Consider the following 12,364-nt stretch of genomic DNA (forward strand, 5'->3'; position numbering starts at 1 on the left):
CTTAGTCAGCCAGGGCAATCGGCCCGATCTCATCAAACACATCACCCGGCCCCGGGTTTTCGGGGTGAGTGCTGCCGCCAAAGTGGGTCATGATGCCCCATACCGCGTTCAGTGAGGTTTGCACCGCACCCTCCACCCACGCAGGGGTCCAGGATACGTCGTCACCGGCGATAAAAATTCCACGCTGTTCAGCGGGCATGTCCTTCTGCATGAAATGCGCATACATGCGCTGGTTATAGCGATAGTGGCCGGGCAACGCGCCTTTGAAGGCCCCAAGGAAATGCGGGTCGGCTTCCCAGGACACGGTGATCGGGTCGCCGATGATGCGCGCCTTGATGTCGACTTTCGGGTAGATCTTGTTCAAGGCGTCCAGCGCCAGTTTCACCCGCTTATCGATGGGCTGCGGGAGCATTTTCAGTGCGTCGCTCATCCACGAGTACGACAGGCAGATCACCCCTGGTTTATCGTCGCCGTTGTCGAAAAGGTAAGTGCCGCGAGTGAGGCGATCGGTGAGGGTCATGCTCATCAGGTCGCGGCCGGTCTCCGGGTCTTTGTCTTTCCAGAACGGGCGGTCGACCATCACGAAGGTCTTCGACGATTGCATGTAGCGCGTACGGTCCAGGGCCATCCACATCTTTTGCGAGAACAGTGTTTCATCGCACTCGATCTGGGTGGTCAGCAGCCAGCTTTGGCAGGTGGTGAGCACGGCGGCGTATTCGCGGGTATCGCCGTAGTTGTCGGTCACCGCGAAACGGCCATCGGCAGCATGGGCGATGCGTTTAACCCCGGCCCGTGGTGCACCGCGGTGCAGCGAACTCAGGCTGGTACCGGCGGGCCAGTGGGCGCATCGTTCCGGCACGTGGCGCCAGATGCCCATCGGCACCTGGGCAACGCCGCCGACGACCAAATGTTGGTGGTCGTCGCAGTTGGTCATCACCACACGGAAGATCTCCAGCATCGAGTTGGGGAAATCCGAGTCCCAGCCACCGGTGCCAAAACCCACTTGGCCAAACACTTCGCGGTGGTGAAACGATAATTTTGCGAAGGCCTTGGAGGTCGCCACGAAGTCGTAGAAGGTGCGGTCGTCCCACAATGGCACCAGCTTGTTCCACAACGCCTTGAGGCGCGGTACATCACGGTCGCGGATGGCTTGCTGGATGTCGCCGAATTGCGAGCCGGCTTCCAGGGCATCGGCCCAGGCGTCAGCCACTTCCTGGAACAGCGCAGGCAAATCGGACAGCTTTTGTGCGTAGTGCGTCTGGCCTTCCAGATCGATCACCGTACTGCCGGAAGCTGGCGTCAGCGGGTTGGGGAAGGGTTTGGTTTCCAGGCCCAGCTTGTCGACGTAGTGATAGAACGCGGTGGACGACACCGGGAAGCGCATGCCGCCCAGCTCGGCAATGATGCCTTCGGCGCCTTCGAAAGCCTGGGAACGTAAACGGCCGCCCATCTTCGAAGCTTCATACACCACGGGTTTGAGGCCCAGCTTCATTAATTCGTAGGCGGCGACCAGCCCGGCGATACCGGCGCCGACGATGGCCACTTCAGCGCCATGGTTGGCGGCGGGGATACTGCCGAGTCCAGCCGGGTGTTCGATCCAGTCATCAAAGGCAAACGGGAAATCCGGGCCAAAGATGGTGATGGGTTTTTTACCGTCTGCAGGGTGGCGATTGGTCTTGCTGATGGTGCTGGACGGAATGCTCATGGCGGGCCCTTGCTGACGACTCGGCGGGAAGTGACCTGCTGAGTATAGGAAAAGATGGCAGCCAGTTTAGGGAGCGTTGCGTTCGTTAATAAGACGCAAAGTGTCGTCGGATTGGATTGTTTTTAGTCAAAGTGACGAGATTGGTGGTCAGGTTGGCTGCCCGCGGTCCAATTTGTTACTGAGGATGATGGAGGTGGTGGTTTTCTCCACGCCATCGACACTGCCGATCTGGTCCAGCAATTGATCGAGTTGCTCTGGCGAGTCGGTGCGCAGCCAGGCGACGTAATCGAACTCACCGCTCACCGCGCACAGTTGTTGAACCTGGGCCATGGCGCTCAGCCTGCGCAGCACTTCTTTGCCCGAGCGCGGTTGCACGGTGATCCCTACATAGGCCTGCAAGCCGCCATCCGCCACGCGTTGGCCCAGGCGCACACCGTAACCGGTGATTACCTGGGTTTTCTCCAGGCGCGCAAGGCGCGACGTCACCGTCGTGCGCGCGATGCCCAACTGCCGGGCAAGCATGGCCACGCTTTCGCGGGCATTGATCTGCAATGCGGCGATCAACTGGCGATCAATTTCATCTAGAACAGGCACGTGAGGCTCCATGACGGGCGGCAATGGGAACGGATGTTACAGGCTTGGATCGGCCAGCAGGCAGCGGGCAAACAGCTGTGGCACCGGCAGATGACGTTGGCTGTAGCGGCTCAGCAGGATGATCTCGCGGTAAAATGTCAGCTTGCCTAGCGGGATTATTCTTACTTGAGGCGAGCGTTCCAGCCACAGGCCTGCCTTTGGAATCAACGACACACCCAGGCCACATTCCACCATCCTGACGATGGCTTCCAGTTCATCCAACTCCAGCGCCACTTGCACATCAAGCTTCTGCTCGCGCAGAAACCGGCTCACGAGCCGGCCGCCAAACGAAGCACGGTCATAGCGCACATGGGGCTGGGTGTTGAGCAGTTGCAAAGGGTCATCGCCTGCCAATGTGTTCGGCACAACCAACACGAACGGCTCCTTGCGCAGCACCTGCACGTACAACTCCTTGGGCAGGTCGAAGGGCGGGCGAATGATAATCGCCGAATCCAGCTCCGCGGCGTCGACCTGGCTCAACAGCTCCAGGGATACGCCAGGCGCCACCTTACACTCAACCGTTGGTGCTGCCTGGCGCAAACGCACTAGCGCCTGGGGCAACAAACCGGTTTGAGCGGTGGTGATGGCGCCCACTTTCAACTCGCCCCGGTACTCATTGGCATTCACCGGTACCGCCATGCGGTTGAAGGTCTCCAGAATCTCCTTGGCCAAAGGCAATGCGCGCAAACCGGCGGCATTCAGTGTGGCCTGGCGGCCAGTGCGGTCGAATAACTGCACGCCCAGTGCTTGCTCCAACTGACGTATCTGCGCACTCACCGCTGACTGCGTCAGCCCGATATGCATCCCCGCTGCCGCGAACGTGCCGTGGCGCGTTACCGCAATAAAGGTCTTCAATTCACGCAGCATGGGCGTCTCGATTCATCGAATTTTTTTGAGCTCGACGCAAAAACTATCGTCTTTTCATCGTTGGCAGCAAGGCTAAACTCAGGGCGACTAACGCCCATAGAGGTTTGAACTGATGACACTCGCGCCCTTTCATCTGGCAATTCCGGTATTCGATCTCGCCGCTGCACGGCACTTCTACGGCGACGTCTTTGGGTTGGAGGAGGGCCGCTCCAGCGAACACTGGGTTGACTTCAACTTCTTCGGCCATCAACTGGTGATCCACGAACACCCGAAAACCGCCTCCCAGGAAGCCGCCCACACCAACGCTGTCGACGGCCACGACGTACCTGTACCGCACTTTGGCGTGGTGCTGGGCTGGGAAGATTGGCACGCCCTGGCAGAGCGTCTACAGGCGCGGCAGACGACGTTCGTGTTGGAGCCGCATATTCGGTTCAAGGGGCAGGTGGGGGAACAGGCGACATTGTTCCTGTTCGACCCGTGCGGCAATGCGCTGGAGTTCAAGGCGTTCAGGGATATTGGGCAGTTGTTTGCGAAGTAAGGTTGCAGGCAGCCCTGCCTCGCAAAACGTTTGTGCCAGACACACAAAAGCCGCGCAATGCGCGGCTTTGGAGTTGGTGGGCCCACACGGACTTGAACCGTGGACCAAAGGATTATGAGTCCTCTGCTCTGACCAACTGAGCTATAGGCCCTCAGTAGGTCGCGGATTATAACGATGGTTTCTCCACTGTGCTATCCGAAAAGTCCTCAACGTTCATACGAAGGAAGGTAGCAGCAAAAAGCTCGGGCGGTAGAGGCAGGCTGACGATGTAGCCCTGCATCTGTTCGCAGCCCTCAGCGGCCAGGAACGCTTGCTGTGCGGAGTTCTCCACGCCTTCTGCGATGATGGTGAATTGCATGCTGTGGCCCAGGGCGATGATGGCGCGCACGATGGCGGCGTCGTGGGGGTCGTCGGGTAGGCCGCGGACGAAGGATTGGTCGATCTTCAGGAAATCCAGCGGCAGGCGCTTGAGATAACTGAGGGACGAATAGCCGGTGCCGAAGTCGTCGATCGCCAACTGCACGCCCAGGTGTTTGAGTTCGTGCAGGACTGCCAACGCTTCTTCGGCTTGGCTCATGATGAAGTTTTCAGTGATCTCCAGTTGCAGGCAGCCCGGTTCGAGACTGTAGTCACGCAATAGCTGTTCGATGCGATCCAGTAAACCAGGGTGGCGCAGTTGTGCGCCGGCAAGGTTGACCGATAGCGGGCCGAAGTCATCGAAAGTGGTTTGCCAGGTGTGCATTTGCAAGCAGGCCTGCTCCAGGACCCAGTCGCCAATCTGCAGGATCATGCCGTTCTCTTCGGCCAGGGCGATAAAGTGTTCGGGCGGGACGTCGCCAAAGGTGGGGTGGTGCCAGCGGATCAGGGCTTCGGCGCCGATCAATTCTTGTGTCAACAGGCTCAGTTTTGGCTGGTAATACAGGCTTAGCTCATCACGCTCGATGGCACGCCGCAGTTCGTGCTCCAGTGCCACGCGCTCGTTGGCCTGGGCTGTCAGGTCGCGGGTGTAACTTTCGACCCGGTTACGGCCCTTGGCCTTGGAACGGTACATCGCGGCGTCGGCGTTCTTGACCAGGGTGGCAACGTCGGTACCGTCCTGGGGGTACAGGCTGGTGCCGATGCTGGCGCTGATGAAGAACTCGTGTTCGCCGGCCTGGAACGGCGGGGTGAAGCAGGCCAGCAGTTTATTGGCCAGTTGCTCGGCGTCGCTGGCGTGTTGCAGGCCGGGTAGCAGAATGATGAATTCATCGCCGCCCAGGCGTGCGACGGTGTCGATGTCACGCAGTTGCTCTTTGAGGCGTACGGCGATGTCTTTGAGCAGCAGGTCGCCGACCGGGTGGCCGAGGCTGTCGTTGATGTGTTTGAAGCGGTCCAGGTCGAGAAACAGCACCGCGCCTTGTTTACCGGTTTCCTGATGGCCGTTGAGGGCCGCCTGCAACCGACTTTCAAACAGCGTGCGGTTCGGCAGGCCGGTCAGCGGGTCGTGGTGCGCCTGATAGTCGAGCCGCGCCTGGGCCAGCTTGAGGCTGGAGATGTCGGCAAACACCGCGACAAAATGCGTGATCAACTGATCGCCGTTGCGCACGGCGCTGATGGTCAGCCAGCTGGGGTACAACTCGCCGTTCTTGCGGCGGTTGGAGATCTCGCCCTGCCAATGACCTTGGGCCGTCAGTTGGTGCCACATTGCGGCGTAGAAGGCGCTGTCATGCAGGCCGGAGGCGAGCAGGCGTGGTGTCTGGCCAAGGGCTTCGGCTTCACTGTAGCCGGTGATCTCACTGAAGGCGCGGTTCACGGCACTGATGTTCTGGCGGGTGTCGGTGATCAATACGCCCTCGGCGGTACTCTCGAATACCGTGGCGGCCTGTTGCAGTTTTTCCTGCATCAGCTGGCGCTCGGTGATGTCCCGGGCGATGGTGAGCATGCAGTCGTCGTCGCCGATGGGCAGTGGCCGGCTGGATAATTCACACAGACGGATTTGGCCATCCTTACGGCGTATATGGCAGATGAAGTCACGCACAAAACCATCTCGTTGCATCAACTCCAGCATGTGTTTGCGTTCGTTGAGGTCGACCCAGATGCCCAGCTCCAGGGTTGATTGGTCGATGGATGTCGCACTGGTGAAGCCGGTGATGCGACTGAAACCATTATTCACTTCAATCAGCAGGCCATCACTCTGGCGGCTCAGGAGCAAGCCGTCGGGAGAGGCGTGGAAGGCCTTGGCGAATTTTTCTTCGGAGGTTTGCAGTTGTTGCCGGGTTTCCTTGAGCTGGGTGATGTCGCGTACCACCACCACAATGGCTTCAATGGTGTCGAGTTGAAACGGTTCGGCGGAAATCAGCCCGGTAAAGGCCTGGCCATTGCTGCGCAGAAAGGGCATTTCCAGATTGCGAATGCTGGTGGTCTGCACCCGCTGCAACAGGTCCGGGCCGACGCCTGGGATGCCCCAGATGTTCAGGGCGGTAGCGGTTTTTCCGATCACGTCTTCGGCCTTCAAGCCCACTTGATCCTCAAACGCTTTGTTGACCTCCAGCAGGCAGCCATCGGACAGCCGTGCGATCACCAGGATGTCCGGGCATTGCTGGAACACTGAGGCAAACTTTTGCTCGGAAAGCTGCAGCGCCTCTTCAGTGCGTTTGGCTTCGCTGATGTCGATCATCAAGCCCCGCAGCACCGGCTCATGGCCGTGCTCGATCAGGCTGACAATGTCACGCACCCACAGGCAGCGGCCGTCGGCTGTGATCACGCGATAATCGACGCTGTGATCGCGGTTGGCGCGGGTTTCGCGGTAGCAGTACGTTTCGGCACGCAGCAGGTCGGCGGGGTGGATGATGTTGCGCCAGAAGCCTGGAATCAGCCAGTGAGCGCGAGGATAGCCGAGTAGATCCTCGGCATGAGGCGAAACATAGCTGTAGGTGAAATCGGTAACGCTGGCTTCCCAGGCGATGGCAGACAGGCTCTCCACCAGGCCGCGATAGTGGTATTCGCTGCTGCGCAGTTCCTGCTCGAGGGCGACGCGGCGGGAAATTTCCGAGCTGAGCCGGCGATTTATCCGAATCACGATGGCCAATATGGTGCTCAACAACAGGACAGTGGGCAGGCCGTACTTCAGCAAGTCCGTCCAGAACGTACGGTGGTCGGTGAGGCTGCCCACCCAGTGTTGCTGGATGGCTTCGGTTTCGTCCGGGCTGAGGTCAGCAAGAACCTTGTCCAGGATGCCCACCAGCATTTTGTTGTCGCGTGGTACACCCATTGCCAATTGATAGCGATAAGGCGTTTCGCCACTTACGTACAGGCCATCGAGCTTGAGCTGACGCAGGCTCCAGACGCTCGAAGCGAGGTCGCCTACCACGGCGTCGACTTCGTCGGTGGCCAGCGCCTGCAGCGTCGAACTGACATTCGGCATGGCCACCAGGTTGAGGTCTGGATGGTGGGTACGTAGCAGTTCATGGGGGGCATAATTTTCCACCACGGCAATCTTCAACCCATACAGGTCATTGAGGTTGCGTGGCTTGGCGCCGCCTTCATGGGCGAGGATGACAATAGGGAAGTCCAGGTAAGGGCGTGTGAATGCCATGAAGCCCTGGCGCTCGGGGGTCGACATGATGCCCGGCAGCAGGTCGAGTTGGTTGTGGCGTGCCTGCTCCAGTACCGCGCTCCAATTGACCGGCTCGATCAGTTTGATCCTGACGCCCAGGCGCTCCTGGATCAGGCGCACGTAGTCCGCCGCCAAGCCTTGGTAGCGGCCTTCTTCATCACGGTATTCGAAGGGTGGCCACGAGGCGTCCACCCCCAGGCGCAACTCCTGATGGTCCGCCAGCCAGCCACGCTCGTCATCGCTAAGAGTCAACGCGCCAGCCGTTGCGGTCCAGGTCAGCAGCGACAGCAGTATCACGGTCGGCAATCTGGGCATAACGGTCTCGTTATGGCACGGGGAATGTTTCGAGTGTAGACGGGCATTGCGGGGGAGGGGCGTAGCGGGGAATTTTATCGATAGAAAGCAAAACCCCCGGCCTGGGCCGGGGGTTCTGGTGTCACTCGTCGAGGAAGGAGCGCAGATGCTCGCTTCGCGTCGGGTGGCGCAACTTGCGCAACGCCTTGGCTTCGATCTGACGGATCCGCTCGCGGGTCACGTCAAACTGCTTACCGACTTCCTCAAGGGTGTGGTCGGTATTCATGTCGATGCCGAAACGCATGCGCAGTACCTTGGCTTCACGGGCAGTGAGGCCGGACAGTACGTCGCGGGTCGCTTCTTTAAGGCTCTCAACAGTGGCGACATCGATTGGCGACTGCATGGTCGAGTCTTCGATGAAGTCACCCAGGTGGGAGTCTTCGTCATCACCGATCGGGGTTTCCATGGAGATCGGCTCTTTAGCGATCTTCAATACCTTGCGGATTTTATCCTCAGGCATTTCCATGCGTTCGCCCAGCTCTTCCGGGGTCGGTTCGCGACCCATTTCCTGCAACATCTGCCGGGAAATACGGTTGAGCTTGTTGATCGTCTCGATCATGTGCACCGGAATACGGATGGTGCGGGCCTGGTCGGCGATCGAGCGAGTGATCGCCTGACGGATCCACCAGGTGGCATAAGTCGAGAATTTGTAGCCGCGACGGTATTCGAACTTGTCCACAGCCTTCATCAAGCCGATGTTGCCTTCCTGGATCAGATCGAGGAACTGCAGGCCACGGTTGGTGTACTTCTTGGCGATGGAGATCACCAGACGCAAGTTCGCTTCAACCATCTCTTTCTTCGCGCGGCGGGCCTTGGCCTCACCGATCGACATGCGACGGTTGATGTCCTTGATCTCGGCAATCGTCAGACCGGTTTCGGTCTCAAGTGCGGTCAGCTTCTGCTGGCAACGGATGATGTCCGGCTGCAGGCGACCAATGGCTTCAGCGTACTTCGCCTTGCCTTTGGCCAGGGCGTCGCTCCAGCTTTCGTCAACTTCGTGGCCAGGGAACTGGCGCAGGAAGTCGGTACGCGGCATGCGCGCATCACGGACACAGAGCTGCATGATCGCACGCTCTTGTGCACGCAGACGCTCAAGGGCGCTACGAACGCGTTCAACCAGGCCTTCGAATTGCTTCGGTACCAGCTTGATCGGCATGAACAGCTCAGCCAGCGCCAGCAGCTCGGCAATTGCCAGCTTGTTGGAGCGACCGTGCTTTTTCAGGGCCTTGCGGGTGATTTCCATTTGATCGGAAACCGCACCGAAACGCTGGGCAGCAATGATCGGGTCTGGGCCGCTTTCGACTTCGTCTTCGTCGTCGGTGCTGGCTTCAGCATCGTCGTCTTCGGTGTCATCGTCCGCTTTCGCGGCTTTGGCATCGACAGGCGGCGGTACTTCGGCAGCAGGCGGCGCGATGCCGTCGTCCGGGTCGATATAACCGCTCAGGACGTCGGACAGGCGGCCACCTTCGGTGGTGACGCGAGTGTACTCGGAGAGAATGTGGTCAACCGTGCCAGGGAAGTGCGCGATTGCGCCCATCACTTCACGGATGCCCTCTTCGATACGCTTGGCGATTTCGATTTCGCCTTCCCGTGTCAGCAACTCGACAGTACCCATTTCACGCATATACATGCGCACAGGGTCAGTCGTGCGACCGATGTCGGTCTCCACCGCGGCCAACGCGGCAGCGGCTTCTTCAGCGGCTGCCTCGTCGGTATCGGCGTCGGCCAACATAAGGGCGTCCGCATCCGGAGCACTCTCGTGTACGGGGATCCCCATGTCATTAATCATGCGGATGATGTCTTCCACCTGCTCAGGATCTGAAATATCCTCAGGCAGGTGATCGTTGACCTCTGCGTAAGTCAGATACTTCTGCTCACGACCAAGGGTGATCAACTCTTTGATACGAGACTGCTGTTGCGCTTTTCCGGACATAACACCCTATCCACTGAAGGTCTTGGCGGGCAAAAAACAAGCCGAGGATTATACCCGAGCTATGACCTCACACGCCAGCTGAGGTCGGGTTTGATGCGGAAACATTCTGTTTTAAGAGGTCGCGCATCTGTTTTGCTATCTGAATTTGCTCTTCAGCCGATAATCCCGGCTGTCTTGCTCTCTTGATGAGTTCATCGAGGGTCTGCGTGTGCTGACCCGCAGATAACCTAGTAATGGTGTCTAAAAACTGTTGTTCAAGGTTATCGCCGTCAATTAGCCACTCCTTTTCCGCGAGTGCTTTCAATAAGCGACCTTGTTCTGTGCCATGCCAACGAGCCATCAGCTGAATTGAGTTTAGCTTAGGATTTTTCTGCACCGCCTCGATCAGCGCGATCAGCACTTGAGCGTAAGTGTTGCTCGCGTTGGCAAAGTGGTCAGCGCTTTCAACCTTGCTCGCCAGTTGTGGGTGGTGGATAAGCGTGCGCAGGGCAATCAACGTGGGAGCTTCGACGGCGACCGGCGTGCGAGGGGCGTAGGCCTCATCGCGATCACCGCGCTTGCCGTTTTTGCTCCAGGGTTTTTTGTCCCATTTCTTGCCGCCGGCACCGGGTTTCTTCGGCGTCCATTCCTGTTGGGGCGCGTACGCCTCCTGGGGTTGATGGAAGTCGGCGTAGTCCGGCATGGCGTCATAATCCATGCCTGGGTCGTAGGCCGGCGGCGCGTCCTGCGGCGCGCTGTGCACCAGCTGGCTGACGGCTTCGCCACTCAGCCCGGTAATTTCCAGCAGGCGTTGGCGCATCAGGGTGCGCAGGTTTGCGCCTGGAACCTTGTCGATCAATGGCGCCGCGAGGGTGGCCATATGGGCCTTGCCTTCGAGGGAGCGCGGATCGGCCTCTTCGGTCAGTTGCTGGAAGAAATAATCCGCCAACGGCTGCGCATGTTGATTGATGCGCGCGCGGAATGCGTCGGTGCCTTCGGAGCGCACCAGGGTATCCGGGTCTTCACCTTCAGGCAGGAACAGAAAGCGCGCGCGGCGCCCATCCTGCAGGCTCGACAGCGTGGCTTCGAGTGCGCGCCAAGCAGCGTTGCGGCCGGCCTGGTCGCCGTCGAAACAGAACAGCACACTCGGCACTACGCGAAACAGGCGCTTCAAGTGTTCTTCGCTGGTGGCGGTGCCAAGGGTGGCCACCGCGTTGCGCAACCCCTGCTGGGCCAGGGCGATCACGTCCATATAGCCTTCGACCACGATGATTTCATCGAGGTTTCGATTGTTCTTGCGCGCCTCGAACAGGCCGTAGAGTTCCTGGCCCTTGTGGAATACCGGGGTTTCCGGGGAGTTCAGGTACTTGGGCTTGTCATCCCCCAGCACGCGGCCGCCGAAGGCGATGATGCGACCACGGCTGTCGCGGATCGGGAACATCACGCGGTCGCGGAAGCGATCGTAGCGCTTGCCGGTCTCGGCGTTCTCAACCAGAAGGCCGGCGTCGATCATGGCCTTTTGCTGCAGGGTGTCGCTGCTCAGGTGTTTGTACAGATTGTCCCAGCCGGGTGGGGCGAAGCCGAGGCCGAAGTCGCGAGCGATTTCGCCGGTCAGGCCGCGACCCTTCAGGTAGTCAACGGCGGCCTTACGCTGCGGATGGCTTTTAAGTGCCTGACGGTAAAAGTCGGCAGCGGCGGTCAGCAGCGGGTACAGCGGCGAGTCGGTGGGTTGCCGTGGTTTATGCGGACGGCCACTTTCTTCGCGGGGGACTTCCATGCCGGCGGCTTTCGCCAGGTCCTCGATAGCCTGGGGGAAGTCCAGGTTGTCGTGGTCCATCAGGAAGCCGAGGGTGTTGCCGCCTGCGCCGCAGCCGAAGCAGTAGTAGAACTGCTTGTCCGGGCTGACGCTGAATGACGGGGTCTTTTCCTTGTGGAACGGGCAGCAGGCTGTGTAGTTTTTGCCGGCTTTCTTCAATTGCAGGCGCGAGCTGACAACATCGACGATGTCGGTGCGGTTCAGAAGGTCGTCAATAAAGCTCTGGGGAATCAGCCCGGCCATGGCGTTCTCGTCATCGCTGCGTGTAAATGAGTGCCCGTGAAATGCTCAAGCGCACGTATCGAATGGCTCGACCATCAATCGTCTGCTTGGGCTGTCAGGAAGTGTATCTGCCGAACATTCACTGACGTTAGTTTCAATCAGTTTTTCGGCGTAGAAATGTTGCCCTGGAGTCCGGCGTTGGCCAGTGGTGGCCTCGGATGCTCGTCGGTGGGCACAGCCGATACAGTTGATCGCCTGCTTATAAAATGAGTGTGCTCGTCAGTAGCCTTGTTAGGCTCGTCAGAAGAGACGTGCACCGCTGGCAAAAGAGCCAGTCCTGACGTTTGAAGCAGGTGTATCAGTCGCGTGTGCGGCGTCAACGATGAAGCATCAAGCGATATCCGCAAATGCCAACAGCCCGGCTGAGGGCCGGGCTTGGCAGAAGCTTGCTACGAACGTCTGTGTATTAGTACAGACGAACGGCGCGGCGCTGTTCGCGCTGAACTTTCTTGGCGTGACGCTTAACAGCGGCTGCTGCTTTACGCTTACGCTCAGAAGTTGGCTTCTCATAAAATTCGCGGCTACGAACTTCAGCCAGAACACCGGCTTTTTCGCAGGAGCGCTTGAAACGACGCAGAGCTACGTCGAAGGGTTCGTTCTCTTTTACTTTGACGGCTGGCATCCAGAGCTACCTTCTTTCATTACCGGGAATCAACGTTCTC

8 protein-coding genes and 1 tRNA gene are annotated in these 12,364 nt (G+C 59.1%); 1 reads left to right on the plus strand and 8 read right to left on the minus strand.

What is annotated here, in order from left to right; all coding sequences use genetic code 11:
• Position 1 precedes the first annotated feature (1 nt).
• From FIV39_RS17320 to FIV39_RS17330, 3 genes are all read right to left on the minus strand, one after another.
• Positions 2-1,684 (minus strand): flavin monoamine oxidase family protein, encoded by a 1,683-nt coding sequence (locus FIV39_RS17320; protein WP_090409864.1) that lies wholly within the window; start codon positions 1,682-1,684, stop codon positions 2-4.
• Positions 1,685-1,852: 168 nt separating this feature from the next.
• Entirely contained in the window at positions 1,853-2,299 is a 447-nt protein-coding gene (locus tag FIV39_RS17325) for an Lrp/AsnC family transcriptional regulator (protein ID WP_090401795.1), read from the minus strand.
• A 36-nt stretch (positions 2,300-2,335) separates the two neighbouring features.
• A complete protein-coding gene (locus FIV39_RS17330) occupies positions 2,336-3,205 on the minus strand; it encodes a LysR family transcriptional regulator (RefSeq protein WP_090401796.1) in 870 nt (289 codons plus the stop codon).
• 112 nt (positions 3,206-3,317) lie between these two features.
• Here FIV39_RS17330 and FIV39_RS17335 point away from each other — a divergent pair, with 112 nt between their 5' ends.
• Complete coding sequence (locus FIV39_RS17335; RefSeq protein WP_090401797.1) at positions 3,318-3,743, plus strand: VOC family protein; 426 nt, start codon at positions 3,318-3,320, stop codon at positions 3,741-3,743.
• A 74-nt stretch (positions 3,744-3,817) separates the two neighbouring features.
• Here the strand turns inward: FIV39_RS17335 and FIV39_RS17340 are convergent.
• The 5 genes from FIV39_RS17340 to rpsU form a co-directional block, all read right to left on the minus strand.
• Positions 3,818-3,894, minus strand: a tRNA-Ile gene (locus FIV39_RS17340).
• Positions 3,895-3,909: 15 nt separating this feature from the next.
• Positions 3,910-7,653 (minus strand): EAL domain-containing protein, encoded by a 3,744-nt coding sequence (locus tag FIV39_RS17345; RefSeq protein WP_090401798.1) that lies wholly within the window; start codon positions 7,651-7,653, stop codon positions 3,910-3,912.
• Positions 7,654-7,774: 121 nt separating this feature from the next.
• A complete protein-coding gene (gene rpoD, locus FIV39_RS17350) occupies positions 7,775-9,625 on the minus strand; it encodes an RNA polymerase sigma factor RpoD (protein ID WP_027605925.1) in 1,851 nt (616 codons plus the stop codon).
• Between the two features lie 67 nt (positions 9,626-9,692).
• Positions 9,693-11,663 (minus strand): DNA primase, encoded by a 1,971-nt coding sequence (gene dnaG, locus FIV39_RS17355; protein ID WP_090401799.1) that lies wholly within the window; start codon positions 11,661-11,663, stop codon positions 9,693-9,695.
• A gap of 445 nt (positions 11,664-12,108) precedes the next feature.
• On the minus strand, positions 12,109-12,324 hold the full coding sequence (rpsU, locus tag FIV39_RS17360; protein ID WP_002551877.1) for a 30S ribosomal protein S21: 216 nt from the start codon (positions 12,322-12,324) through the stop codon (positions 12,109-12,111).
• Positions 12,325-12,364: the final 40 nt, after the last annotated feature.

Source organism: Pseudomonas grimontii, from assembly GCF_007858185.1.
Classification (GTDB): Bacteria; Pseudomonadota; Gammaproteobacteria; order Pseudomonadales; family Pseudomonadaceae; genus Aquipseudomonas; species Aquipseudomonas grimontii.